We start from the raw sequence: 25,179 nt of genomic DNA, 5'->3' as shown, positions 1-25,179 counted from the left end.
CCAAACAAGCTTGGTTTCTCTCGGTCTAGTTGGTTGCGTCCTGAACGGCCTCGCCGGCCCGCTCGATATCCTGCCCGGCACCGCGGATTGTGTTGCACCCGGCGAGGCTGACCGCAAAAAGCGCGACGGCGGCAAAAGTGACGATTCTCTTCATGGCGACCTCTGCTGATATGAGATGAGCAGAATGCCCGATGACGCTTGGGGCGGCAACGCCACTTTTATCGCGGCGCCGGGGCCGGTTGCCGAGCGAGTGGCGGAGGGGGAGGGATTCGAACCCCCGGAACCTCGCGGTTCAACGGTTTTCAAGACCGCCGCAATCGACCACTCTGCCACCCCTCCGGTCGCTTCAAATAGACGGCTTGGCGCCCGATGCGCAACTCTCCAGATGCAGCTTACGCTCCTTTCACCATTCTGCGCTAAACAGGTGACTGGACCGAGATCTGAAAACGGAGTGATCGCGTCGTGCGGAAATGGCGGCTTTTACTGGCGGCCCTGGGCTTGAGCCTGGTGGCGGCTTGTTCATCGACACCCGACAACCTGCGTCGTTATTCCGGCCGAGGCCCAACAACCGCCAGCGCAGGCCAGTGGCAACCGGCGACCAATACAGCGACCCGCGCATCGGCACCAGTCAGTACACGCGGCCTGATCGCCGCATCGAGTGACCACCAAAAAGTCGGCCGTGCCTACACGGTGGCCGGGCGGACTTATCAGCCGCGACGTGATGACAGCTATGATCAAACCGGAATCGCCTCCTGGTACGGACCCAATTTTCATGGCCGTCCGACCGCGAATGGGGAAATTTTCGACCAGCATGCGATGACGGCGGCTCACACGACCCTGCCGATTCCCTCGATCGTCGAGGTCACAAACCTGGAAAACGGCCGTTCGGTGATCGTTCGGCTCAACGACCGCGGCCCTTTTGTGGACAATCGCCTGATCGATCTCAGCCGTGCGGCGGCGACGGAGCTCGACTATATCGGTACGGGGCTGGCGCATGTCCGGGTCAGATATCTCGGACCAGCCCATGAAGCCGGAGCACCGCCCAATCGGGTCTACCAAGCCAATGCCGACCCGACGCCGACACGAGTGCCGGCCCAAATGCCTGTCACGACACAAGTTGCCGCGGTTGAACCGGCCACGATCGAGCCAAGCCCGGCCTGGCAGCCGGCCAGCACCCCGTCCGGATCCTTCTCACTGCAGCTGGGTGCTTTTTCCGATCCCGACAATGCCCAATCCTTCGCCCGGCGCCTGGATGGTGCCGGTGAGGTCTGGGTAGAAGCCGGCAATTCCGGTCGCGGACAGGTCTGGCGGGTCTTCTTCGGACGCTGGGCCGATCGCTCCGCAGCCCAGGCTGCGCGCGGCTCGCTGGCCGATTGGGGCGTCTATGAAACACGCATTGTCGCGATGAACTGACCGGGGATGTTGTCCCGGCCACTGCCGTCTTCGTGACCGCGGCGCTGGACGCCATCGTCTTGCCGCGCTTCAATGCTCATCTCGCCTCGAAGCAGTTCCGATTCCGGCCAGGGAGCGTATCGACGTGCGCGTCTTATCAGCATTTGCCTTCCTTCTTTCGCTCGTGATCACCGCGCCGCTTGCGGCACAGGCCACGTATCAGACCGATGCCAGCCACGCCGTCATTCTTGACGCCGAGACCGGTGAAGTCCTGTTCTCGCGCAATGGCGAGGAGGCGATGCCGCCCGCCTCGATGAGCAAGATGATGACCGTTTTGATGGTCATCGAGGCTCTTGAAGCCGGCTCATTGTCACTGGATGACGAGCTCCCGGTCTCTGAACATGCCTGGCGGACCGGCGGTGCGGCGTCCGGTTCCTCCACCATGTTTCTCGAGGTCAATTCGCGGGCCCGCGTCGAGGACCTTCTGCGCGGCGTGATCATCCAGTCCGGCAATGATGCCTGTATCGTGCTTGCCGAAGCGATCGGTGGCAGCGAGCGGGGTTTTGCCGACATGATGACCGATCGGGCCCATGAGCTTGGCCTGACCAGCGCCAGCTTCGCCAACGCGACCGGCTGGCCTGACCCCGATCACCGCATCAGCGCCCTCGACCTGGCCCGTCTGGCCCGGATCCTGATCGAGGATCATCCGGACTATTACGGTCTCTGGGCCGAGCGTGAATTCACGTATAACGGCATCCGCCAGTATAACCGTAATCCGCTCCTGGGCGTGTTTTCCGGTGCCGACGGGCTGAAGACCGGCCATACCGAGGAAAGCGGCTACGGGCTTGTCGGCTCGGCCGAGCGTGATGGCGAGCGCCGCATCATCGTTTTCAATGGCATGACGTCGAACGCCGCCCGCGCCACCGAAGCCGAGCGCATGATGCGGGCAGCGCTGTCGGATTACGGCCTCTACCGCCTGTTCGAAGCTGGTGATGTGGTTGATCACCAAGCCGAGGTTTTCATGGGCGAAGCGGAACGGGTTGCGTTGCGGGTCAATGCTGACATCACGGCCGGGCTGCATCGCCGCGCCCGGCGCGATCTCAGTGTCACGGTCAGTTATGACGGCCCGCTTGTTGCCCCGGTCAATGAAGGCGATGTCGTCGGCACGCTGATCGTTGAAGCCCCCGATTATCCGCCGCGCGAATACGATCTCGTTGCCGCAGAAAGCGTCGCCCAGAAAGGCCTGATGGGCCGGATTGGTGCTGCCCTTGCTCACATGTTGCGAGGCTGAGACGTGGCGGCGGGGAAATTCATCACGCTGGAAGGCGGCGAGGGCGTTGGCAAGACCACACTGATCCGCGGGCTGGCCGAAAAACTGGCCAAGCGCAGGATTGACGTCGTGGTGACCCGCGAGCCGGGGGGGACGCCGGGGGCTGAACTCCTCCGTGACATTCTTCTCAATGGCGATGTCAAACGCTGGTCGGCGCGCACCGAAGCCCTGCTCATGTTTGCGGCGCGCGTTGACCATGTCGAACGACGCATCAAGCCGGCCCTAGCCTGTGGCGCTTGGGTTTTGTGTGACCGTTTTGCCGATTCCACCCGGGCCTACCAAGGCGTGGCAGGCGGATTGTCGGCATCTGATCTGGCCGAGCTGCAGCATTTCGCACTCGGAGACTTCAACGCCGATCTTACCCTGGTCGTCGATCTCGATCCGGCGACCGGTCTGGAACGGACGGTGGAGCGGGGCGAAAAAGCGACCCGGTTTGAAAAATTCGATACCGCATATCATCAGCGCCTGCGTCAGGCTTTTCTCGACATTGCCGCCGAGGCGCCGCAACGATGCGCCGTCCTGGACGGCGCTTCCACGCCCGACCAGCTTCTTGACGCAGCCATGACCGCAATCGACACCCGGCTGATCGCCACCACATGAGTACCGATCCGGATATTGGCTCCGATGTCCAGCCCGGCTGCCTGCCGCCACGCGAACGCTACGACGTGTTTGGCCATGACGCCGCCGAACAGGCCTTCGCCGACGCCTGGCAGAGCGGTCGCCTGCATCATGCCTGGATGATCACGGGACCGCGCGGCGTCGGCAAGGCAACCTTGGCCTGGCGCGCCGCGCGCCGTGTATTGGGAGCCCGCGCGATGCCGGAAGCGGGACCGCTCGGCGCCAGTGCGCAGGACCCGGTCTGCAAGCTGATCGAGTCGCAAGCCACGCCGGATCTTCTGTTATTGCGGCGCCCCTGGGACGAGAAGCGCAAGCGATGGCGCGGCGAGATAACGGTCGAGGAGGCGCGCCGGGCACCGCATTTCTTTGAAATGAGCTCGGGCGGTGGCGGCTGGCGGGTCTGCATTGTCGACAGTGCCGACGACATGAACAACAACGCCGCCAACGCACTCCTCAAGACACTTGAGGAACCGCCGCATCGCGGCGTGCTTTTCCTGGTCACGCATACGCCGGGACGTTTGCCTGCCACCATCCGGTCGCGCTGTCGTCGCTTGGCGCTTCGCGCGCCTTCGGTCGAAGCCACAGCGGGCTGGCTGGAAGAGACGGGCGCCGCCGACAATGCCGGGTCGGCGTTGGCAGCCTCGAAACTGGCCGGCGGCGCACCCGGTCGGGCGCTGACGCTGATTGCCGGTGGAGGTGTCGAGCTGGCGGCCGAGGTCAATCTTCTGGTGGATCGCGGTGCAGCAGCCAGTGACGCTGATATCCGCAAAATCGCTGACCGCCTCAGCCTGAAGGGGCAGGAGGAGATGCGCGACCTGTTTTATGAAGTGTTGGCCAATGCGATCCGTGTCCAGGCGCGTGACCGAGCCGAGGCCGGTCGCGACGCAACGGACTGGCTGGATAGCTGGCGTAACCTCAACACGCTTGTCCGCGACGCCAACGCCCTTTATCTCGACCCCAAGCAGACAATTTTGAGCGCGCTCGGCCAGGTCCGCAATGTTGCGCGCAAGGAAAAGGCCCGCGCCTAGACATGTTCATCGACAGTCACGTCAATCTGCACGGCGAGCAATTCGCCGAGGATCTTGATGCGGTCATCGACCGAGCCCGGGCGGCCGGTGTGGGACGCATGATCACCATCTGTTGCCAGCTTGCTGATTTTGAAGCTGTTTCCGCGATTGCTGAAGCGCATGACGATATCTGGTGCACGATCGGCGCGCATCCGCACCATGCCAAGGATCGTCCGGACATTACAGCGGACGAGTTGATCGAGATTGCCGCCCATCCCAAAGTCGTCGGCATTGGCGAAACCGGTCTGGATTTTCACTACGGCTACTCGCCCAGGGATCAACAATTTCAATCGCTTGTTGCTCATATCGAAGCGGCTCGTCGAACCGATTTACCGCTCATCCTGCACACGCGTGACGCCGACGAGGCGATGGCTGATCTGCTGGAAGCGGAAATGGGGAAGGGGGCATTTCGCCCGCTCTTGCATTGTTACACCGGCGGCGCCGAACTGGCCCGACGGGCGTCGAGGCTGGGGGCCTATTTCGCCGCCTCCGGAATCATCACCTTCAAAAAGGCCGACGAGGTCCGCGTGGTGTTCCGCGACGAGGTTGCCGACGACCGGGTCATTGTCGAGACCGATTGCCCGTATCTGGCGCCCATGCCGCACCGTGGACGCCGCTGCGAGCCGGCTTTCCTGCCGGATGTGGCGCGCGGCCTGGCGGCGGTGAAAGGTTGGAGCGAAGCAGAGTGCGAGCGACGCACGACCGAGAATTTCTTCCGCCTGTTTGACCGGGTCCCGGGTCCGTGAGTGGGGTCACCCGCCTGACGCTCCTGGGAACAGGATCATCCGGCGGCGTGCCACGCGCCAATGGTGATTGGGGCGATTGTGACCCCGCCAACCCGAGAAACCGGCGTCGGCGGTGTTCCGCGCTTGTCGAGCATGCACACTCCCAGGCCGATCTGGCGGGTGGCGAGGCGGTGACCCGGGTCGTTATCGACACATCACCGGATTTCCGCGAGCAGATGTTGTCGACCGCCGTGACGCGGATCGACGGTGTCCTGATGACGCATGACCATGCCGACCAGACCCATGGCATTGATGACCTGCGCGCCTTTGCCTATCTGCAGCGCCAGCGCATTCCGGTATGGATGGACACCGCGACCGCGAAAACCCTGACCACTCGTTTTGGCTATACCTTTCAGGCGGCACCGAATTCCGGCTATCCGCCAATCCTGGACCAGCGTCACATGCCGGCATTTGGCGAACGCGTGCTGGTCGGCGGTCCGGGCGGCGAGGTTGCGATCATCCCGTTTGACCAGGAACATGGCCGGATCCGATCGCTCGGGTTCCGGATTGGTCAGATCGCGTACTCGGCCGACATCAACGGACTGCCGGAGGATAGCGCCGAAATTCTCGACGGCGTGACTTGCTGGGTCGTCGACGCGCTGCGCGACGAACCGCATCCGACACATTTTCACGTCGATGCGGCGCTCGCCGCACTGAGCCGGGTCGATGCGCCGATCGGCATTCTGACCAATCTCCACATCACACTCGACCATGCCGAGCTCGCCGCGCGACTCCCGGACGGAGTCCATCCAGGGCATGACGGTCTCATGGTGGAAGAGGTCGACGGCGTGATTTCGATCCGCGACTGACTGATTTGATCGGCACTTTGTCGCGCAGTTTCGCGCAGCGCCGGGCTCGATAAATCCATCATTTATTTCTCATAATATTTATTATGCGCTAAACGGACGTGCGTCAGCAACGAGATGCGCCGACACCCGGTAGTGCCGCCTCATCCAATTTATCGAATAAATTCAATGCGACGCACCACCTACTTAAGGCACACTATCAGCGAGGAATTCGTTCGCGTGGTATGAGAGGTCTGAATTTTCTTCCTGCTTTAAGTATCGGCGGCGGGCTTACAGCGCGGCAAATCGGATTATGGTCGCGACGAAACTGCGCTCGACAAATCCGGAGACGTCATGACCACGCCGCCCGAAAATCTCGCCCCTATCGACCGTCTTCGCGTCATCATGGCGAAGCTCCGTGATCCCGATGGCGGCTGCCCCTGGGATCTGGAACAGGATTTCGCGAGCATCGCGCCCTACACGATCGAGGAAGCTTATGAGGTCGCTGATGCGATCGAGCGCAAACGCTATGACGAGCTCAAGGACGAGTTGGGTGACCTCCTCCTCCAGGTCGTGTTTCACAGCCAGATCGCCGCTGAAGCCGGTCTGTTCGGCTTCGACGATGTCGCTGCTGCCATCAATGACAAGATGATCCGCCGTCACCCGCACGTGTTCGGAGATGCCGACACGCGCGATTCCGAGACGCAGACAGCTGAGTGGGAGGCGATCAAGGCGGCCGAACGAAAGTCCTCGGACAAGGGCGAGAGCCTGCTCGACGATGTGCCGGTCGCCCTTCCCGCCCTCAAACGCGCCCAGAAACTGCAAAAGCGCGCCGCCACGGTCGGCTTTGACTGGCCGACCGCTGACCGCGTTCTGGAAAAGGTCGACGAGGAGTTGGCCGAGGTGCGTGAAGCCATGGCGGCCGATGATGCCGACGCGGTCGCCGAGGAGATCGGTGATTTGATCTTCGTGTGCACCAATCTCGGTCGCAAGATGAAGGTCGATGTCGAGGCGGCAACACGCAGCGCCAATGCCAAGTTCGAGCGCCGCTTTCGGCATATCGAGGACACGCTCGCCGCCCGCGGTCAGGCGATGAAAGACACGTCCCTGGACGCCATGGAAGCACTTTGGGACGAGGCCAAGCGGATCGAGAAATCGTCCGCCGAACCGGCCTGATCAGCGGCAGGTCCGGTCAGAAATCATCTTCGTCCTCGACCTCGCCAATCCCCTGCGGGATTGCCAGTTCGGGGAATTGCGCGCGAAACCGTCCGGCCTCGACCGGGTGCAGGCGAACCTGCATCGTGGTGGCACCGGTTTCCGCATCAATCTTGCTGGCCAACACATCGCCATGCGCATGCAGCCAGGCCAAGGCGCGCGCGTCCTGTGGCGGAATCCGGATTTCCAGCCGCTCATTCTCGCGTGACAAGGCCCGCTCGACGGCTTCGACGAGCACGGTGACGCCCTCACCGGTCACCGCCGACAAGGCGAGCTTGACCGGGCGGCCGGCCTTCAGATTGGCCATCTGAACCGTGATGGCGAGGTCTTCGGCGCCGTCTTCGTCCAGTCGATCCGCCTTGTTCCAGGCTTCCAGCATGGCTTGTTCGTGCGCCGGCCCGGCCTCGATCGCATCCAGCACGCTCTCGACATCCTTGATCCGGCCGTCGCGATCCGGATCCGAGGAGTCGATGACATGGACCAGAAGGTCCGCCTCACGAACCTCCTCCAGCGTCGCCCGGAAGGCCGCGATAAGCTCGGTCGGAAGGTCAGTAATGAAGCCGACCGTGTCTGACAGGAGAATACGGGTGCCACCGGGCAGATCGACCGCCCTCACCGTCGGATCCAGGGTCGCAAACGGCATGTCCTGGGCGAACACGCCGGCACCCGTCAACGAATTGAAAAGCGTAGACTTTCCTGCGTTGGTGTAGCCAACCAGCGCGACCGTCGGAAACGGCACATCCTGACGCTTCGAGCGGTGCAAGGCGCGCGTCCGGCGGACCTCGTCGAGCTGACGGCGCAGCTTGGCCATTTTTTCGTTCAGCAGACGCCGGTCGGTCTCGATCTGTGTCTCCCCGGGGCCGGCCAGGAAGCCGCGGCCGCCACGCTGGCGTTCCAGGTGGGTCCAGGTCCGCACCAGGCGCGAGCGTTCATAGGCCAGACGGGCCAGTTCGACCTGCAGCACACCTTCCTTTGTACGCGCGCGCTGGCCGAAAATTTCCAGGATCAGACCGGTCCGGTCGATCACTTTCACATTCCAGGCTTTTTCCAGATTGCGTTGCTGGATCGGCGACAGGGCGGTGTCGATTACCGCGACATTGGCCTCGAGATCGGCAATCATCTCAGCCAGTTCGGCGAGCTTTCCGCGGCCGAAATAGCGGCCACTGTCGATCTTGCGGATTTGCAATATGGAAGCGTCCACGACCTCAAGGTCGAGGGCTTCGGCCAATCCGGAGGCTTCTTCGAGACGCGCCTCGGCGCGTTCCATGTCAGCGCGGCTGGCGGGATGAATGACAAGGGCGCGTGATACCGGCGCCTCGCGCTCAATCAATCCGTGGCGCTCTCTTCCGCTGCGTCTTCATCCGCCTTGTCATCCTCGAACAACGAGACCGGTGCGGCCGGCATGATGGTCGAGATGGCGTGTTTGTAGACAAGCTGGGACAGCCCGTCGCGGCGAAGCAGGACACAGAAATTGTCGAACCAGGTGACAACGCCCTGCAGCTTGACCCCATTGACGAGGAAAATGGTCAGGGGCGTCTTCGTTTTACGCACAGAGTTCAGGAAGACATCCTGGAGATTTTGTTTTTTATCGTGCGACATGTTGGCTCCGCATGCGTCGCTTTGATCAGCGATTCGTATGTAGGGTATACAGCCCCTGCCTTGCCCTGCAACCACTTCATTTTGCATGGGAAGCTGGATTATGGGCTCACGCCTCGCCGAGATAGGCCTCGCGGAGCGCGGAGGTCAGTGAACCGGGTTCGCCATTGGCAATCACATGATTGTCAATCGAAACTACCGGTGTCACGAACGAAGTCGCGGACGTCAGGAAAGCCTCGCGCGCATCCAGCGCGTCCTCCGGGGTGAAGGCGCGTTCCACGACATCAAGTCCAAGCCTTTGGGCACATTCGATAATTCGAGCGCGAGTTATGCCGTGAAGTATGCCATGATCGGCCTGCCGTGTGAGCAATGTGCCGGCCTTGGTCACGATCCAGGCATTGGTCGAACTGCCCTCGGTGATGAAGCCGTCTGCGTCGACTTGCCAAGCCTCGACAGCCCCGGCCTCCACCGCCATTTGCTTGGCGAGGACATTTGGCAACAGGTTGACAGTTTTGATGTCACAACGCGCCCAGCGCTCGTCGGGAACGGTGATCACCGCGATTCCGGTCGCCGCACGGGCATCGGCCGCCGCGAAATCGAGTCGTTTGCAGGTCAGGACGATGGTCGGGGTGATCGGCTTTTTCGGAAACGCATGGTCCCGCCTCGCCTGCCCGCGTGAAACCTGCAGATAGACCAGCCCGTCGCGGATCCGGTTGCGGCGCAGGAGTTCGCGGATGATATGTTCCAGCGCCGGACGGCAGCGTGGCTCGGGAATGCGCAATTCCCCCAATGACCGGGCCAGACGCCCGAAATGCCCGTCCGCGTCCATCAATTGTCCGTTGCGAACGCTCCAGACCTCATAGACGGCGTCGGCGAACTGGAAGCCGCGGTCCTCGACATGAATGGCGGCATCGCCATGACGGCAGAAGCGTCCGTTGACATAGGCAAAGCGCATTGGTTTTTCGTCACTTCCTGATGAAGAGTGCCCACACGGCGGCGATCGCGGCGAGCACTTCCAAACGCCCCAAAATCATGGCTGAAATAAGGATGGGTTTGGTCTGGTCGGGCAGGTGCGACCAGCTCGCCAAGGGCTCGGACTGGTCGAACAACGGGCCGATATTGGCGAGCGCCGCCGTCATCGCGAGGAAAGCATCCTCGAAATTGAGACCGGCCGCCGTCAGCGCCATCGTACCCAATCCGATCGAGCCAACGAAGGCGAGCACATAGGCCCAGATCCCGACCAAAGCCGTCTCGTGTACCCGGCGGCCGCGAAAGCTCACCGGGACAACGCTTCGCGGGTCGGACAGGACCGCAAGCTCGGCGCCCATGCGTTTCCACAACAACAGTATCCGCGACACCTTGATGCCGCCTGTCGTCGACGCTGCCGCTCCGCCGATCAGCGCGACAAAGATCGATGCCGCGAGAGCCGGTATCACGCCACCGCCAGCGGAGAACCCACTGGTGGACACGATGAAGGCAGCATCCATGAAGTCCGAAAACGGTGTCCCGGGCCGCGCCAGGATATAAAAGAAGCCCAAACCGATAATCAGGGCGCTGATGCCGAGAATGTCGGGATCGCGCAGGACCGAGCGGTCACGGAGGACATCCCAGAACAGGGCAATGTTCAACGAGCCGAGCAGGCAGCCAATAACCACCCACAGTGTCGAGATCGGACCGATCGTGGCCAACAGGCCACCATCGGCGACCGTATAGCCGCTGGTCGAAATGGCGCTCATTGCCAGCACGGTCGAGGTGAACAATCCGTTGCCGCCAAACAGGAGACCGAGCCAGATCAGCGATGTCAAAATGGTGTAGATGACGCCGATGCGCCGTGCCGCTTGCGGCAAGTGGGAAAACACATTGTCGGACCGTAGCGTCAAAAGCGCCGACTTGCGGATCGCCGGAATGTCCCGATCGAGTGCCGCGAAAATGCCGATCGCGAGCAGTAGCGACGCATAACCGCCCAGCCAGGCCAGGATGGCGCGCCAGAAGATCAGCGAGCGTGGCAAATCCTCGGCCGGCAATAGCGTCGCACCGGTCGTCGTGACCGCCGAATAAGCTTCGAATACAGCATCGATCGGATCGAAATACCCGGTCAGCCAGAACGGCAGGGCCGCCATGGCCGGCGCGGTAATCCAGGATAGAAGCGCCAGACCCAGCGCATCGAGCGCACTCGCTTTTGATTGCAGGCCCCGCGTCGCTGTCAGGATGAAGATGCCGGGGATGAAGGCAATCAGCGCCGTCGTCCCGAACAGCGGCGCAAGATGCGGCTCGCCGACCGCCGCCGCCACGAAGGCCGCAAACAGGGCCACGCCCGCCAGGAGAACCCAGAGCGCGCCAAGCGGCCGGAGAAAGGCGACAGGCGTCATGACTCAGAAATATTCGAGGCTGACGCGGAACAGGTGCTCAACCTTGGGAATGAGCGCGGTGTTGCAGAACAGGAGGACCCGGTCATTCTCGCGGATGCGGCCCTCGTCGCAGGGCAGGATCACCTTGTCGCCGCGCACCACGGCACCCAAGGCAACCCCGTCCGGCAATTCCAGCTCGTCGAGCGTCTTGCCGACCAGCGGTGAGGTGGACAGGGCAACGCCCTCCAGCGCTTCGGCCTGGCCGCCACCCAGGCTTTGCAGCCCCGTGATCCGGCCGCGCCGGATATGCTGGAGGATGGTCGAGACCGTGGTCGCCCGGGGATCGATCAGGACATCGATATCGAGGGCATCGCGCAGGCTTTCAAAGGCCCGGTCATTGATCAGCGACAGGGCACGTTCGGCCCCTTCCCGCTTGGCCATGACGGCGGACAACATGTTGACCTTGTCGTCATTGGTGACGCAGACCACAAGTTCGGCATCGGCGACGCCGGCTTCACGCATCAGCTTGGCATTGAGCCCGTCGCCATGCAGGACGACCGTCTTTTTCAAGCGTTCGGCGGCGGCTTCGGCGCGCGCCTTGTTGGCCTCGATCAGCCGGACCTTGACGCCACCGGCCCGCTCCAGCGCCCGCGCCACATAGACACCGATATTGCCGGCGCCGACGACCACAACGCGGCGGATCTGTTCGGAATTGCGTCCGAAGATATCGAGTATGCGGCGCACCTGGCGGCTTTCGGTGACAACATAGACGTCATCACCGGCCAGCAAGGGGTCGTGCAGTTTGGGAATGAAGAGTGTTTGCTCGCGCTGCACACCGACCACGGCCAGGCGCAGATCGGGAAACAACTCCATGACCTGTTCGGTGGTTGAGCCGGCGACGGGCGAGTTTTCGTCAAGGCGCAGTCCCAGCAATTGCACCCGCCCGCCGGAAAAGACGGCGGTGTTGAATGCACCCGGCGTTTCGACCCGCTGCAGGATCGCCCGGCCAACCTCCAGCTCCGGCGAGATCACCACATCGACCGGCATATTCCCTGTCGAAAACAGGTCGCCCCAGGCCGGGTCGAGATAATTCTGTGCTCGCACGCGGGCGATTCGCATCGGGGTGTGGAACAGCGAATGGGCGACCTGACAGGCCACCATGTTGACTTCATCGGAATGGGTGACAGCGACCAACAGGTCCGCCTGGGCGGCGCCGGCGCGCTCCAGCACGTCCGGGTGCGAGCCGTGGCCGACAATGCCCTGGACGTCGAGATCGGTGACGACATTGTCGATCAGCTCGGTCGACCAGTCGACGACCGTGACTGCATTCCCTTCGCGCGCCAGTGCGCGGGCGATACCCACACCAACCTGCCCTGCTCCGCAGACAATCGCTTTCATGAGATATCCATCCGTCCGGCGTCAGGCCGCGCCTTCGCGTTGCGGGCTGCCAACCCCGAGCGATTTGAGTTTGCGATGCAAGGCCGACCGCTCCATGCCGATAAAGGCTGCGGTGCGTGAGATATTGCCGCCGAAACGGTCAATCTGCGCCTTGAGGTATTCACGCTCGAAATTCTCCCGCGCCTCGCGCAAAGACAAGGCGATCATCTTCTCGGCGTCAAACCCCACATCCTGGTTTTCCCGCGTCACGACTTCTGACGGCAGCGAGTCCAGCGTGATCGGTTCATCCATCGCGCCGGTCGCCAGAATGAGCAGGCGTTCGATATTGTTGCGCAACTGCCGAACATTGCCCGGCCAGCCATGGGCCTGCAAGGCGGCCATTACATCCTCACCGAAGCGGCGACGCGGCAGGCCGGCAGAGGCTGTTAGACGGTCCACGAAATGACCGACCAGGGCCGGGATGTCCTCGCGCCGGTCCGCCAGGGGCGGCACCTGCACCGGCACCACGGCCAGGCGGTGATAGAGGTCTTCGCGGAACAAGCCGCCCTGTATCCGGCCGGCCAGATCCTGCGCCGTCGAGGAAATCACCCGCACATTGACCTGTACATCGGCAGCTCCGCCGATGCGCCGGAAACGTTGCTCGACCAAGAGCCGCAACAACTTGCTCTGCGTGTCCTTGGGCATGTCGGCGATTTCGTCGAGATAGAGCGTGCCGCCATGGGCGCGCTCCAGCAGGCCGACATGCTTGACGCTGCCGTCCTCATTCTCGCGGCCGAACAATTCCTCCTCGACGCCCTCCGGTGACATGCCGGGCGCACTGACCGCGACAAAGTCGGCCTGTGCGCGCGGCGAGTTGTCGTGGATCAGCCGGGCTACCAATTCCTTGCCGGCGCCCGACGGGCCGCGAATGAGGACACGGCTATTGGTCGGCGCGACCCGGTCGATAAGCTGGCGCACCTGCACGATGCCGCTGGAATCGCCGATCAGCGAGCTTTGTGCCTCGCTGCGTGCCCGCAACTGGGCATTTTCCTGGCGCAGGCGGCTGGTTTCCAGCGCGCGTGTCACGGTGAGCAGAAGCTTGTCGCTCTTGAAGGGTTTTTCCAGGAAGTCGTAGGCGCCCTTGCGGATCGCGGCGACGGCGGTCTCGATCGTGCCATGGCCGGAAATCACGATGACCGGCATGTTGGCATCAATGGCCCGGAATTCGTCGAGCAGTTCGATCCCGTCCAACCGGCTGCCCTGCAGCCAAACGTCGAGAATGACGAGGGAAGGTTTGCGGGCACGGATTTCGCCCAGCGCGCCGTCGGCATCCGCCGCTTCGCGCGTTTCATAGCCATCATCTTCCAGCAAGCCGCCGATCAGCTCCCGGATATCCGCCTCATCATCCACGATCAGAATGTCGCGAGCCATCGATCAGGCCTCCTGTGTGCTTTGAAGTTCTTGTTCTGGCAGTTCGGCGAGCGGGAATATCAACCGGACAACCGCTCCCGTTCCGCTGGGCGGCAGGTCGAGTTCGAGCCGCCCCTTATGGTCTTCCATCACGCGCTTGACGATGGCGAGGCCAAGGCCGGTCCCCTTCTCGCGCGTGGTCATATAGGGTTCGGTCAGTCGTTCCCGGTTCGCGGTCGGCCAGCCGAGCCCGTCATCGGTCACAGAGATGATGGCGAAACCATCCTGCTCGGTCAGCTGGACAGCAATGCCCCCCGAACCGCCATCCCTTTCCATACGCGCTTCGACACTTTCAGACGCATTCTTGAGAATGTTCGCAAGCGCCTGCCCGGACAGCCGCGCGTCGCACAGGCCGAGCACCGGGGCGGACGGCTTTTCGAAACTGACTTCGATGCCGGACGACGCCACGCGTCGCGCAAAAACGGCGGACTTGGTCAACTCGCCAAGTTCAACCGCCTCGACCTTGGGCTGCGGCATGCGGGCAAAGGAGGAAAACTCATCGACCATGCGACCGATATCACTGACCTGGCGGACGATGGTTTCGGTGCAGCGGTCAAAAGTCTCCAGATCGCTCTTTATCTCATCGCGATACTTGCGGCGGATACGTTCGGCGGACAGCTGGATCGGGGTCAGCGGGTTCTTGATCTCATGGGCGATGCGGCGGGCTACCTCCCGCCATGCCGCATTGCGCTGGGCGGTCACAAGGCGCGTCACATCATCAAAGGTGATCACCAGGCCGGCTTCCTCATCCATCGATGCGCGCGCGGTGATATGACGGATTTGTTCGTCGTCTGCCTCGAGATCGATCTGGGCTTCTGCGACTGAGCCGGGACGCCGGCGTGCTTCATTGACGAGCCCGCTGAGCGCCGGGGTGATGTCATCCAGCCGGGCACCGATCTGATCGTGCGAACCGGGCGACAGCATGCCGATCGCGGAACGGTTGATCAGTGTGATCTTGTCGTCCTTGTCGAGGCCGATCACACCGGCCCGGACACCGGCCAGAATGGCCTCGATGAAAGCCCGGCGTTGTTCGCTTTCGGCATGGCTCTCGATCAGCTCGCGACGCTGGCTGCGCAATTGCCGGGTCATGCGGTTGAAGGCGCGGGCCAGGGCGGCAATCTCGTCATCATCGCGCCCCATTTGGACGCGCGCCTCCAGATCACCGCGACGCACCCGTTCGGCCGCAGCCACAAGGCGGGAAATCGGCGTGACGACGCGGGTCGCCGCGCTCAGGCCAAGCCAGACCGAGCCGATCAGGATCAGCGCGGCCACCTCGAAATAAAGCAAAAAGAAAGTCTGCCGGATCGAACTTTCCTGCTCGTCGGCGCGGCGCAGCGCGACCCGCGCCTCCTCCATCTGCCTGAACAGGTCCACATTCATGGGGATAGAGGCGTAGAGATAAGCGTCTTCATAGGCCGTCAGCTGGGTCAGCAAGCGGACAACATCGGTTCCGACCGGGGAAAATTCCGGAGTCGACACAGCGACCCCACCCTCGCCTTCATCGGCGAGTTCATAGAGCCGGGTTGACGGCGCGACATAGGGCTCGTTCTCCTGGAATCGCGTTCGGGCCAACAGGTTGCCGCGTCCGTCCACGACATAAGCCGCCGAGAAGCTTTGCTGCGCCGCCAGTGCGCTCAGGCCCCAGACATACTGGATGCGACTGGAGCTGAAGGCCTCCACCGCATCGGGCTGATTCAGGGCCTCGACCATGGCGCTCAGCCGGTTGCCGGCCGCGTGCGTTTCTCGTTCATAGATTTCGCCGGCCACGATTGCCGTGCCGTCGACGACGGTGGCGATGCGCTCGCCGAACCAATAATCGACACCACGATTGAGAACTGCACCAAGGAAGAGCGCCGCCAACACAGCCGGAGCGGCAGCGGCCAGCGAGAACAATGCCACAAAGCGAAGGTGAAGCCGCGGTGTCGGTTCGCCGAAACGCCGGGCCCGGACCCGCCGCACGAACCGCACGACCACCACACCGCCCAGACCGAGAATGAGCACCGCATTGCCGATCAGGAGCGCGGTCACCGTCCGGTCGTTCAGGCGCATCAGACCATTATCGCCCAGCAAGCCGGTTGCGGCGATGGTCAGGAAAATCGCTGAGGTGACGAAACCGATGCCAAACAGCGCCGCGGAACGCGGTGAGATGTTACGGATCAATGGCTTCGATGCAGTATTCGGCAAGTGTGTCTCACATGTTGCAGAAGCGCATCATTACTCCGTTGTTGCACACAATCAACACCCGTGCTGCATGGGTCACATGTCGGCGTCTTCACCATCCAGCTCGGCCAGTCGCCGCGCGAGCGTATTGCGGTTCAGCCCGAGCAATTCAGCCGCCCGCGAACGATTGCCGCCGCACCGGTCCAGCGCCTGCGCGAACAAGGCCCGGTCGATGGCATCAATCGCGACATTGCGGGCATTGTCGCGGGTCAATGACAGCGCCGCGATCGCATTGGCGTGCACGTCGAGGTCTTCACGGGAATCACCGGCATCAGCCGAGAAGGCCACCAGAACATCATCCAGACCCGCGACCCGGCCGCGGGTGGCCAGCGACAGGCGCGACAAGACCGAACGCAGTTCGACAACATTGCCTGTCCAGGCCGAACCCTGAAGATACTGCACGGCGTCCTTGGACAGCCGGACGACGTTCTGTTTGTCACGGCGAGCAAACTGGCCGAGAAATGCCTCACACAAGGCAGGAATATCGCTGCGGCGCTCGCGCAATGGCGGCACCGTGATCACGCATTCCGACAGTCGCGCCACCAAGCGTGTATCGAGGGCCGCTTCCGGTGAATGGGACGCCGTCGCGATGACCCGGCCAATACCGGCATCAAGCGCATCACGGGCGGCGCGCTGCTGCTCGGCATTCCACTCCTCAAGACGGAGCCATACCACCTGGCGGGCGGCCTGTGTCGATCCGAAAATTTCCGTTGCCGTATTGGACGGTGTCACGACGATCGCATCATCGGCCGAGATGCCGCGGGCGCGCAGCAGGGCCTCGGCCGCCTGACGTTTCCCGACACCGGGCTCGCCGGTGATCATGACATGCGCCTGGCTGGTGGCAGCACGGGCAATGGCCTTGAACGAGGACTGCATGGCCGAGGACTGGCCGATGAAGCCGGTCGGCTCGTCAGTCATCCGGCTGCGCCCGGTCTTGGCCACATCGCCAAGGGCCGCACCAACCGCTGAAATCATGTCGTCGAGATCAAAAGGTTTGGGCAGATATTCAAACACCCCGCCCTTGGCCGCATCGATCGCCGTCGAAGCGGTGGCTTGCGCGCTCATCACGATGACCGGCATTTGCGGTCGCAGACGCGACACCAGACCCAGGTTTTCAAGGAAATTCGTGCCGTCGAGCAAGACATCAGCAAGCAGGAGATCGCCTTCGCCATTGCGGATCCAGTTGAGCGCGGTATCGGGAGAGGCCGTCGCGCGAACCTGGTAGCCGGCCGAGCCGAGCGCGCGTGACAGGATGAGTTTCAGGCTTTCATCGTCTTCCAGGAGCAGAATTCGCGCGGTCACGGCATGTCCTTTTTGGCAATCGGCAGGCGGATATTGAAGAGCGTACGCCCCGGTTGGCTCTCGAAATCGATCTGGCCATGATGCAGCGCGGCAATACGGGCCGAGAAAGCCAGTCCCAATCCCTCACCTGCCGGCTTGGTCGTCACGAAAGGCGTAAAGATACCCGATCCGAGCGTATCGGGAATGCCCGGTCCATTATCGCGGACAGACAGGACGAGCGGGGTCGGATTGCCGCCAGTGCGGCTTTTCGGACCGGCATCGAAGCGGGTTTCAACGATGATTTCCGCAGCCGGGTCCGGTTTGACAGCATCAAAGGCGTTCTGCAGCAGGTTGAGCACCGCTTGCATCAGCAGGTCCGGATCGCCGCTGATGGTTGGCAGGGACGGGTCGAAATTGTCCTTGAGAACGCCTTTGGTCGCCGGATCGGCACGATGCAGGCTGTCCATCGCATTGACCGCCAACAGGTTGAGATTGATCTCGGAATTCGGCCCCAGCTGGATATCCCCGACACGGCTCCAATGATCGGCCAGACGGGTGATCCGGTCGACATCGTCGATGATCAGGCGAGCCAGGTCGCGGGCGCCATCAAGGTCGGTTTCGCGGCGGATGAGCTGGGCGGCACCGCGCACGCTGGCGAGCGGGTTTTTGAGCTCATGGGCGAGCATGCGGCCAAAGCCCAGGGCCGGTGCCTCGGAGGCCTTGGCACCGGTTTCCTGGTGCGGCAGGACCGACAGGATCAGCTGGCTGTGTTCGTCCGACCAACGGGCATGGACGTCAAACGGACCCTGGCCGCCGAGCATGCGGCCAAGGGCAACCACGGTGCGGTTGGCGGCGCAGGCCTGTTCGATGATGTTGGCGAGATGGGCGCATGTTGCCGACAGCGTTCCGAACCGGCTCTTGCGCATGTGCCGCATCGACAGGCCGAGCCATTCCTCCGCCTGGGTATTGGCCCAGAGGCAGCGCGCTTCAGCGGAAAAGACCAGCACCGGGATCGCGGCCTGATCGGCGGCGAGCTCGGCCGCGCCGGGGATGGCTGTGCCCGGGGTGGCTGCCGGCGTCATGCGACGGCACGTCCGGCCACATCGCGCAGGCCTTCGAGGGCGCTATGGACTTCGGACGGTCGGTCCGAACGGCACAGGCTGGCGCGTTGGGCGCGCACCCAATCGGCATCACCGGCCCCGCATTCAACATCGCAGAAACTGGCAAAATGCTTGCGCATCATACGGATACCCAAGGCTTCGCCATAATGGGACAGGCTGTCCTCGAACTGCTGACCGAGGGCGTCGATCTTGTCGGCCCAGGGCGTTTCGCCGCCTTCCCGCCCGATCAGTTCGCGACCGATTTCGCCGAGCAGCCAGGGGCGGCCCTGGGCGGCACGACCGATCATCACGGCGGCAGCGCCGGAGCGTTGCAACGCGTCACGGGCCTGGCCTGCCGTCTCGATATCGCCATTGACGATGACCGGGATGTCCACCGCCTCGACGACGGCGCGGACGGCGGTCCAATCAGCCTCGCCCTTGTAGAATTGCTGGCGGGTTCGGCCATGCACCGTGACCAGGCGTACGCCGGCATCGCGGGCCCGGCGGGCGAGGTCGGGCGCATTCAGGGAGGCGTGGTCCCAGCCCAGCCGCATCTTGAGGGTGACCGGTTTGGAGGTTGCGCCGACGGTCGCTTCGATCAGGGTCAGGGCGTGGTCGAGATCGCGCATCAGGGCTGAGCCGGACAGGCCCTTGGTCACTTGTCGGGCCGGACATCCCATATTGATATCAATGACTTCGGCGCCCGCATCCTCAGCGATCCTGGCCCCCTCGGCCATCCAGTGAGCCTCGCGTCCGGCGAGCTGGATGACGCAGGGTTTCAACGACGCATCGAGCGCCGCCTTGCGGATCATGTCACGGCGTCCGGCGGTCAAAGCGTCCGAGGCGACCATTTCCGAGACCACCATGCCGGCGCCAAAACGCTGGGCCTGGCGACGGAATGGCAGGTCTGTCACACCGGACATCGGCGCCAGGACCGTCGGTATTTCAATGTCGTGGCTGTCGATCGAAAAGCGCATGCGGCTGGACAAATCCTCGGTGTGCGTCGTAAGGCCGAAGGCTAGCGAGTATGCTGCGCTGCGGCAATCCACGAGGCCTGTTGATGAAGATCGCTGCTGTCATTGTTGCCGCCGGACGCGGCGAACGGGCCGGTGGCGGGGTGCCGAAACAGTATCGCAAACTGGCCGGCAAAAGCGTGCTGGCCCGTACGCTTCATCGTCTGCGTCAAGGCCGGGTCTTTGTCGGCATCATCGTGGTGATCAACCCGGCCGACCAGGACCATATCGCGGCGGTCGAGGCGGAACTGGGCACGAAACTGGATACAATTCCCGGCGGCGCGACCCGCACCGCCTCGGTCCGCGCCGGTCTGGAGGCGGCTCGCGCGGCCGGTGCCGACGCCGTCCTGATCCATGACGCCGCCCGCCCCTTCGTCGGCCAGAATCTGATCGACCGCCTGGTCGACGCGCTGGTGACCCACGACGCAGTTATCCCCGCCTTGCCGGTCGCTGATGCGCTATTCCGGTCCGCGGACGACGACGGCACCACGATGGGTGATCCGGTCTCGCGTGACGGCCTGTACGCCGCGCAGACGCCGCAGGCCTTCCATCTGGCGCCGCTGCTCGCCGCCTATGCGCAATTGGGTGACACCGCCCTGCCCGATGATGCCGCGGTGATCCGGGCGGCAGGGGGTGAGGTTGCGCTTGTTCCCGGCGAGGCGGAGAATTTCAAACTGACGACGGCGGATGATTTTGACCGGGCAGAAAGACAGATCATGAGCGAGACGATCACCGTCACCGGTCAGGGCTATGATGTGCACCGGCTCGAGCCGGCCGAGGTGATGTGGCTGTGCGGGATCGAGATCCGGGCCGGGCTGGGCCTGGTGGGACATTCCGACGCCGATGCAGGTCTGCATGCCCTCACCGATGCCATTCTGGGCGCGGCCGGTGCCGGTGATATCGGCCAGCATTTCCCGCCATCGGACCCGCAATGGAAGGGCGCGCGGTCGGATGCCTTCCTTTTGCACGCCGTAAAACTCCTGAAAGACGCTGGCGGCGAGCTCGTCCATGCCGACCTGACCATCATCGCCGAACGGCCCAAGATCGGACCGCATCGCGTGGCCATGCGGGCGCGGGTGGCGCAGCTGCTCGGCTTGCCGGAGGCGCGAGTCAATATAAAGGCGACCACCACGGAAAAACTCGGCTTTACCGGGCGCGGCGAAGGCCTGGCCGCGCAAGCCATTGTCACGGCGAGACTGACAGCATGATGTTCAACCACTCCCTGATCGAGCAGGCTGAAACCCTGATCGCCCGCGCCAAGACCGCCGGCGTGATGATTGCGACGGCGGAAAGCTGCACCGGCGGGATGGTCGCCGGCCTGTTGACGGAGATTCCCGGCTCGTCGGACGTCGTCGACCGTGGTTTCGTGACCTATTCCAACGCCGCCAAGACCGAGATGCTGGGCATTCCGGCCCGGGTGATTGCGGCCAATGGCGCCGTCTCGGTCGAGGTTGCCCGTCGCATGGCCGAGGAAGCCCTGTTGCGCTCGAACGCTGATATCACGGTCTCGATCACCGGCATTGCCGGACCGGGTGGCTCGGACCACAAACCGGCCGGCCTGGTGCATTTCGGCCTCGCTTGCCGCGACAAGCCGACCCGCACCGAAGTCTGCCGTTTCGGCGATCGCGGCCGTGACGCGGTGCGTCTGGCCAGTGTGGCCACGGCGCTCGACCTGCTAGCCGATGGCGTTGATCTCTTCGGCTAGGTCGAGGGCAGGATCACCCGCGCGTTCATGGCGCCGTTCCGCCTCGGCGGAAAACTTGCTGATCAGCACCCGGCCCGCCCGTTCCTGATTGCTCTCGAGCAGGACTTGCAGGATCGGGTTCTTGAACGCCGCCCGGATCGAGAAATCGACCAGGCAGGAGCCGTCGGACAAGGCATGGAAATGCCAGCGGTTTTCCAGCACCCGGAAAGGCCCGGCGACAAAGCTGACATCAATCCGCCGCGCCGCGCTGTCGGCCTCGACCCTGGATGTGAAACGCTCGCTGACGAATTTATAGCGCACGCGCGCTTCCGCCGTCAGCTCCAGACGCGGCCCGTCCCGGCGCTCATCGAGCACCCGCATGGCGGTGATCTGCGGGATGAAGTGCGGATAGCGGCGGACATCGCTGACCAGCTCGAACACATCATCGGCGCTGTGAAAGAGGCGCAGGCGTTCGCGAACTTCTACGACCATCTTCGCCCCCGCTATGCCGATCTAACCGCGCGCCATCATCTGCTCGCGCGCGGCGCGCAGCTTGGCGAAATCATCGCCGGCATGATGGCTTGAGCGGGTCAGCGGCGTCGCCGAGACCATCAGGAAGCCCTTGGCGCGGGCGATCGTCTCATAGGCCTTGAACTCGTCCGGGTGGACGAAGCGGTCAACGGCGGCATGTTTGCGGGTCGGCTGGAGATACTGGCCGATGGTGAGAAAATCGATGCCGGCGGAACGCATATCGTCCATCACCTGCATCACTTCTTCCTTGCTCTCGCCCAGCCCGACCATGATGCCCGACTTGGTGAACTGCGCCGGATCGCGATCCTTCACGCGTTCCAACAGCCGCAGCGAATGGAAATAACGCGCGCCCGGACGGATCGACAAATACAGCCGCGGCACCGTCTCGAGATTATGGTTGAACACGTCCGGCCTGGCATCGATCACCGCTTCGGCGGCACCCGGCTTGCGCAGGAAGTCCGGCGTCAGGATCTCGATCGTCGTCGAGGGCGTCGCGGCGCGGATCGCCTCGATCACATCAACGAAATGCTGCGCCCCGCCATCATCGAGATCATCGCGGTCCACAGACGTGATGACGACATGATTGAGCCCCATCTGCGCCACGGCCTCGGCCACACGGCGCGGCTCGTCGGTGTCGACGGCGGCCGGCAGGCCGGTCTTGACGTTGCAGAAGGAACAGGCGCGGGTGCAGGTATCGCCCAGGATCATGAACGTGGCGTGCTTTTGCTCCCAGCACTCACCGATATTGGGACAGCCCGCCTCCTCGCACACCGTCACCAGACCGCCATCCTTGACGATTTTCTGGGTCTCGGAAAACGTCTTGCCCAACGGCGCCTTGACCCGGATCCAGTCCGGCTTGCGAAGCACCGGCGTATCCGCCCGCTTCTGCTTCTCCGGATGCCGAGCCGCACGCGCGTCGGAGGCAGCAGAACGGGTGGTATTGTCGATCAGATTGGCCATGGGGGCGATGTATGATGACAGGCGCGATGTGGCAAGGTCGGGGGGCTGTGGTGGTGGGGGGGATGCGGGCTTGATCCCGAAAGCGGGCCTGTACCGAGGCTCACGCTACGCCTACTCCTGCGCCCTATCGCACCACGGCACCCGCGCAACTCCGCGGTCCGCGCCGTCGCCGCTTGTTGGATATGGGATCGCGCAGCGGCCCTCAGGCCGCTGCTTTGCAAAGGTCGTGTAAAACAAGATGCCAACGCCCTCCACGGTGCGCCGGCAGTTTTTGCTTTCAGTGCGTTACCGAAAAAAAGCCACGGTGCCTTCTATAGACGCGACCTCGGCCTGATTGCTCGGATCCATGTCATAAAATGCAATATCGAGCGGGCTTTCGAGTCGATACGTACGACACCGCATATGCCTGTGGCCGTGAGTCTGAAGGGGCAAATCCACGCCAGCAACATCAACTGCCGGTACGCGCCCAGGCTGGTCTGCTATCACCACTTGGAGGTAATTATTCGACGTCCCAGTCTGGCGGTGCTCTCCTCCATTGCAAATTTCTACCCGTCTTCGCCCGCCCAACGCGGGAATACGAACGTTGCCCTGACCAGCGAACACGAAAAACGTATACGGCGATGTGTAGGCGATTGCACCATAGCGAAACGTCTCCTGTGAAAACTGGCGAAACTCACTCGTGACCAAAGATCTGAACTCACCGTTAAGAGAACTTGCCACCTCGCCTCTCAACTCGAGGACAGCTACCTCCTCGTCTGGATTGGAGACTGCCGCCTCTACCGCTAATTCGAAGTCGCGATTGAAATTCGAGTTAATTTCCAACGATTCCATATAGAAGCCACTTAGCCCGGTCAGCAGTCGGTAGTCATGCCGCGATAGGGCAAGCTCCAGTATACAATTGTACAAATGCGCTCGTTGAGTGGCATCTCCATCCATCACGGTCCTATCGCGCAATTGCCGGATGACCCCGTCAGACAGCCGCACTTCAATGTACTTCCCTCGCGCGGCGACTATAGACGTCTGACCGCTTGCGAAGGCTGCGCCCACACCAGCGGCCGTTTCTTGGGAAATGCCGCGGCTAGACAGAAGATTGGCAAGGACAGGGCCAACATTGGCACGCGTACTGACCGCTCCACTTTCGGTGGTTGAGTAGTTTTCGGTCATTTCCGCGACCGTCAAAAACCCGGGTGTTTCCGTACCTGGCCGGGCATCGAGGGAGGACACGTCGAACATCTGAGTCGCCGTGCCTCCGCCGCATGTCGCGCCGGAGATCTGCCCGGGCAAGAGCAACTCTCCAACATGATCAAAATAGCCATCAATGTTGAGGTCGAGAGATAAATTCGGCTGCGAAGTTCGGAACGGAGTAACTTCTAACTGATCGCTACCCCTTGGACCTCGTCGTTCGCGCTCATCAAGAATGCACCCGTCGCCGCGTACGCAGAGTGCCCCGCGTGGCTGGCTTGAAGCACAGGACGAAAGGGTTTGTAGCGCTAGCAGCAGACTAACAATAAGAAATAGTCGTAACACTTTGCGTCCCCTCCAACCGGCCATACTCTAAAGTTGTATAACTAGACGCATCAATGTCAAGATATATCGAGTTTCGCAAAAATACTTGATCCGATGATTGGGGCGATGGCGTAGTCGTGTCTTAGGCCGGTATTCAACTGAATCTGATTAGTTATTGGGCCGGGTTGGCGAAGGGGTGTCCACCAGACCGGCAGCAGCTCACATTGACTATCGCGTTCCAGTTGGGGGTTCGTGACCATGAACGCATTACTCAAGATGATCGAGAAGTTGGCGCTCTCAATCCGTGGCGCCAACCCACCTGGTCCAGGTGTGGCTTGTCTACAGAGCACCGTGATCACGGTCGCGCTTACCTAGTCGCCGTAAGGCTGAACGGTGCTCCCCACCATGGGCGCTCCTGCGCCAAACTGGACTCAAATAGGCGCCCCACGCCCAATCATAGTCCTCCCGAACAGTGGGAACACACACCACTCTCCCGGCAATGGGTTTATGGCCCAGAGCGCGCTCGGCGCGCTTGTTTGATGTCTGGAAAGTGTGCGCTCGACGCGTTTGATTGACGGGCTGTGTGATCGCCAGTCTTGGCGCGCCACTTTTCCCTGACGCGCTTCGGCGCGATCCGGGATCTACCGGAAACGCTTTGCCTGAAGGGGCGCTCGGTGGGTCCCGGGTCTTCGCCCGGGAGAAATGGGTGGGGAATGGGCGCCGCACTCTCCGATCCGCGGTGCTGCCTTCCTTCTCCCTGGGGAGAAGGTGTCGCGGAGCGACGGATGAGGGGGATCAGCGCCCCGGCACCGGGATTTCCCCCTCACCCGGCCTTCGGCCACCCTCTCCCGGGGGAGAGGGAAACCAAACCAGCCTTGCCTTGGCGGGCGCAACGCGCTCT

Annotated in this window: 23 protein-coding genes and 1 tRNA gene; 9 read left to right on the top strand and 15 right to left on the bottom strand. The window is 62.7% G+C overall.

The annotated features are described in order from the left end of the window. Positions 1 to 25: 25 nt before the first annotated feature. Both AWH62_RS07415 and AWH62_RS07410 read right to left on the bottom strand, forming a co-directional pair. A complete protein-coding gene (locus AWH62_RS07415) occupies positions 26 to 154 on the bottom strand; it encodes an entericidin A/B family lipoprotein (protein WP_075189835.1) in 129 nt (42 codons plus the stop codon). 97 nt (positions 155 to 251) lie between these two features. After that, positions 252 to 339 (bottom strand) — tRNA-Ser (locus tag AWH62_RS07410). Between the two features lie 123 nt (positions 340 to 462). Between AWH62_RS07410 and AWH62_RS07405 the strand changes: the two genes are divergently transcribed. The 7 genes from AWH62_RS07405 to mazG all read left to right on the top strand — a co-directional run bounded on the left by AWH62_RS07405 (position 463) and on the right by mazG (position 7,153). Next, positions 463 to 1,413, top strand: a complete 951-nt coding sequence (locus AWH62_RS07405) for a septal ring lytic transglycosylase RlpA family protein (protein WP_075189834.1) — start codon at positions 463 to 465, stop codon at positions 1,411 to 1,413. A 124-nt stretch (positions 1,414 to 1,537) separates the two neighbouring features. Then, on the top strand, positions 1,538 to 2,683 hold the full coding sequence (locus AWH62_RS07400) for a D-alanyl-D-alanine carboxypeptidase family protein (RefSeq protein WP_075189833.1): 1,146 nt from the start codon (positions 1,538 to 1,540) through the stop codon (positions 2,681 to 2,683). A gap of 3 nt (positions 2,684 to 2,686) precedes the next feature. Next, positions 2,687 to 3,322 (top strand): dTMP kinase, encoded by a 636-nt coding sequence (gene tmk / locus AWH62_RS07395; RefSeq protein WP_075189832.1) that lies wholly within the window; start codon positions 2,687 to 2,689, stop codon positions 3,320 to 3,322. Continuing rightward, positions 3,319 to 4,368: a DNA polymerase III subunit delta' gene (locus AWH62_RS07390; protein ID WP_075189831.1), complete on the top strand. Its 1,050-nt coding sequence runs from the start codon at positions 3,319 to 3,321 to the stop codon at positions 4,366 to 4,368. Before tmk ends, AWH62_RS07390 begins: the two co-directional genes overlap by 4 nt. Before the next feature lie 2 nt (positions 4,369 to 4,370). After that, on the top strand, positions 4,371 to 5,153 hold the full coding sequence (locus tag AWH62_RS07385; RefSeq protein WP_075189830.1) for a TatD family hydrolase: 783 nt from the start codon (positions 4,371 to 4,373) through the stop codon (positions 5,151 to 5,153). Beyond that, positions 5,150 to 6,001 carry an MBL fold metallo-hydrolase gene (locus tag AWH62_RS07380; protein WP_075189829.1) on the top strand — a complete coding sequence of 284 codons (852 nt, stop codon included), beginning with the start codon at positions 5,150 to 5,152 and terminating at the stop codon, positions 5,999 to 6,001. Before AWH62_RS07385 ends, AWH62_RS07380 begins: the two co-directional genes overlap by 4 nt. 330 nt (positions 6,002 to 6,331) lie before the next feature. Then, the gene (gene mazG, locus AWH62_RS07375) at positions 6,332 to 7,153 is read left to right on the top strand and encodes a nucleoside triphosphate pyrophosphohydrolase (protein WP_075189828.1); all 822 of its coding nucleotides are present in this window, start codon (positions 6,332 to 6,334) and stop codon (positions 7,151 to 7,153) included. Between the two features lie 16 nt (positions 7,154 to 7,169). Here mazG and hflX read toward each other — a convergent pair whose 3' ends face one another. The 10 genes from hflX to dusB form a co-directional block, all read right to left on the bottom strand. Beyond that, positions 7,170 to 8,522, bottom strand: a complete 1,353-nt coding sequence (gene hflX / locus AWH62_RS07370) for a GTPase HflX (protein WP_075189827.1) — start codon at positions 8,520 to 8,522, stop codon at positions 7,170 to 7,172. Beyond that, positions 8,519 to 8,791 carry an RNA chaperone Hfq gene (gene hfq, locus AWH62_RS07365; protein ID WP_075189826.1) on the bottom strand — a complete coding sequence of 91 codons (273 nt, stop codon included), beginning with the start codon at positions 8,789 to 8,791 and terminating at the stop codon, positions 8,519 to 8,521. The genes hflX and hfq overlap by 4 nt, the downstream gene beginning before the upstream one ends. Before the next feature lie 106 nt (positions 8,792 to 8,897). Beyond that, on the bottom strand, positions 8,898 to 9,743 hold the full coding sequence (locus tag AWH62_RS07360; RefSeq protein WP_075189825.1) for a D-amino-acid transaminase: 846 nt from the start codon (positions 9,741 to 9,743) through the stop codon (positions 8,898 to 8,900). 10 nt (positions 9,744 to 9,753) lie between these two features. After that, on the bottom strand, positions 9,754 to 11,157 hold the full coding sequence (locus tag AWH62_RS07355; protein WP_075189824.1) for a potassium transporter TrkG: 1,404 nt from the start codon (positions 11,155 to 11,157) through the stop codon (positions 9,754 to 9,756). 3 nt (positions 11,158 to 11,160) lie between these two features. Next, a complete protein-coding gene (gene trkA / locus AWH62_RS07350; protein WP_075189823.1) occupies positions 11,161 to 12,534 on the bottom strand; it encodes a Trk system potassium transporter TrkA in 1,374 nt (457 codons plus the stop codon). A 21-nt stretch (positions 12,535 to 12,555) separates the two neighbouring features. After that, entirely contained in the window at positions 12,556 to 13,944 is a 1,389-nt protein-coding gene (locus tag AWH62_RS07345) for a sigma-54 dependent transcriptional regulator (RefSeq protein ID WP_075189822.1), read from the bottom strand. Between the two features lie 3 nt (positions 13,945 to 13,947). Then, complete coding sequence (locus AWH62_RS07340) at positions 13,948 to 16,167, bottom strand: PAS domain-containing sensor histidine kinase (RefSeq protein WP_198928866.1); 2,220 nt, start codon at positions 16,165 to 16,167, stop codon at positions 13,948 to 13,950. Positions 16,168 to 16,239: 72 nt separating this feature from the next. Next, positions 16,240 to 17,505, bottom strand: coding sequence for a sigma-54 dependent transcriptional regulator (locus AWH62_RS07335; RefSeq protein ID WP_075189820.1), 1,266 nt, complete (start codon positions 17,503 to 17,505; stop codon positions 16,240 to 16,242). Beyond that, positions 17,502 to 18,566 (bottom strand): nitrogen regulation protein NR(II), encoded by a 1,065-nt coding sequence (locus AWH62_RS07330; RefSeq protein ID WP_075189819.1) that lies wholly within the window; start codon positions 18,564 to 18,566, stop codon positions 17,502 to 17,504. The genes AWH62_RS07335 and AWH62_RS07330 overlap by 4 nt, the downstream gene beginning before the upstream one ends. Then, the gene (gene dusB / locus AWH62_RS07325) at positions 18,563 to 19,561 is read right to left on the bottom strand and encodes a tRNA dihydrouridine synthase DusB (RefSeq protein ID WP_075189818.1); all 999 of its coding nucleotides are present in this window, start codon (positions 19,559 to 19,561) and stop codon (positions 18,563 to 18,565) included. Before dusB ends, AWH62_RS07330 begins: the two co-directional genes overlap by 4 nt. Positions 19,562 to 19,641: 80 nt before the next feature. On the opposite strand from dusB, the gene AWH62_RS07320 reads away from it, so the two are divergent. Together AWH62_RS07320 and AWH62_RS07315 are read left to right on the top strand one after the other, a co-directional pair. Beyond that, positions 19,642 to 20,805 carry a bifunctional 2-C-methyl-D-erythritol 4-phosphate cytidylyltransferase/2-C-methyl-D-erythritol 2,4-cyclodiphosphate synthase gene (locus AWH62_RS07320; protein ID WP_075189937.1) on the top strand — a complete coding sequence of 388 codons (1,164 nt, stop codon included), beginning with the start codon at positions 19,642 to 19,644 and terminating at the stop codon, positions 20,803 to 20,805. Further along, positions 20,802 to 21,302 (top strand): CinA family protein, encoded by a 501-nt coding sequence (locus tag AWH62_RS07315; protein WP_075189817.1) that lies wholly within the window; start codon positions 20,802 to 20,804, stop codon positions 21,300 to 21,302. Before AWH62_RS07320 ends, AWH62_RS07315 begins: the two co-directional genes overlap by 4 nt. Here the strand turns inward: AWH62_RS07315 and AWH62_RS07310 are convergent. The 3 genes from AWH62_RS07310 to AWH62_RS07300 all read right to left on the bottom strand — a co-directional run bounded on the left by AWH62_RS07310 (position 21,273) and on the right by AWH62_RS07300 (position 24,005). Beyond that, complete coding sequence (locus tag AWH62_RS07310; protein ID WP_075189816.1) at positions 21,273 to 21,773, bottom strand: type II toxin-antitoxin system RatA family toxin; 501 nt, start codon at positions 21,771 to 21,773, stop codon at positions 21,273 to 21,275. The genes AWH62_RS07315 and AWH62_RS07310 overlap by 30 nt on opposite strands. A gap of 21 nt (positions 21,774 to 21,794) precedes the next feature. Continuing rightward, entirely contained in the window at positions 21,795 to 22,772 is a 978-nt protein-coding gene (gene lipA / locus AWH62_RS07305) for a lipoyl synthase (RefSeq protein ID WP_075189815.1), read from the bottom strand. Positions 22,773 to 23,057: 285 nt separating this feature from the next. Beyond that, positions 23,058 to 24,005 (bottom strand): hypothetical protein, encoded by a 948-nt coding sequence (locus tag AWH62_RS07300; RefSeq protein ID WP_075189814.1) that lies wholly within the window; start codon positions 24,003 to 24,005, stop codon positions 23,058 to 23,060. Positions 24,006 to 25,179 lie beyond the last annotated feature (1,174 nt).

Origin of the sequence: Maricaulis sp. W15, assembly GCF_001924955.1 — a bacterium.
Lineage (GTDB): Bacteria > Pseudomonadota > Alphaproteobacteria > Caulobacterales > Maricaulaceae > Maricaulis > Maricaulis maris.
This window is presented reverse-complemented; position numbering and strand designations above follow the sequence as displayed.

Excerpts from the sequence above, each read along its gene's own strand:
- lipA (WP_075189815.1), bottom strand. The coding sequence starts at position 22,772 with ATGGCCAATCTGATCGACAATACCACCCGTTCTGCTGCCTCCGACGCG.
- AWH62_RS07300 (WP_075189814.1), bottom strand. The coding sequence starts at position 24,005 with ATGTTCGACGTGTCCTCCCTCGATGCCCGGCCAGGTACGGAAACACCC.
- mazG (WP_075189828.1), top strand. The coding sequence starts at position 6,332 with ATGACCACGCCGCCCGAAAATCTCGCCCCTATCGACCGTCTTCGCGTC.
- dusB (WP_075189818.1), bottom strand. The coding sequence starts at position 19,561 with ATGCGCTTTTCGATCGACAGCCACGACATTGAAATACCGACGGTCCTG.
- AWH62_RS07310 (WP_075189816.1), bottom strand. The coding sequence starts at position 21,773 with ATGGTCGTAGAAGTTCGCGAACGCCTGCGCCTCTTTCACAGCGCCGAT.
- AWH62_RS07330 (WP_075189819.1), bottom strand. The coding sequence starts at position 18,566 with ATGACGCCGGCAGCCACCCCGGGCACAGCCATCCCCGGCGCGGCCGAG.
- hfq (WP_075189826.1), bottom strand. The coding sequence starts at position 8,791 with ATGTCGCACGATAAAAAACAAAATCTCCAGGATGTCTTCCTGAACTCT.
- AWH62_RS07415 (WP_075189835.1), bottom strand. The coding sequence starts at position 154 with ATGAAGAGAATCGTCACTTTTGCCGCCGTCGCGCTTTTTGCGGTCAGC.
- AWH62_RS07360 (WP_075189825.1), bottom strand. The coding sequence starts at position 9,743 with ATGCGCTTTGCCTATGTCAACGGACGCTTCTGCCGTCATGGCGATGCC.
- trkA (WP_075189823.1), bottom strand. The coding sequence starts at position 12,534 with ATGAAAGCGATTGTCTGCGGAGCAGGGCAGGTTGGTGTGGGTATCGCC.
- AWH62_RS07390 (WP_075189831.1), top strand. The coding sequence starts at position 3,319 with ATGAGTACCGATCCGGATATTGGCTCCGATGTCCAGCCCGGCTGCCTG.
- AWH62_RS07385 (WP_075189830.1), top strand. The coding sequence starts at position 4,371 with ATGTTCATCGACAGTCACGTCAATCTGCACGGCGAGCAATTCGCCGAG.
- AWH62_RS07345 (WP_075189822.1), bottom strand. The coding sequence starts at position 13,944 with ATGGCTCGCGACATTCTGATCGTGGATGATGAGGCGGATATCCGGGAG.
- AWH62_RS07355 (WP_075189824.1), bottom strand. The coding sequence starts at position 11,157 with ATGACGCCTGTCGCCTTTCTCCGGCCGCTTGGCGCGCTCTGGGTTCTC.
- AWH62_RS07315 (WP_075189817.1), top strand. The coding sequence starts at position 20,802 with ATGATGTTCAACCACTCCCTGATCGAGCAGGCTGAAACCCTGATCGCC.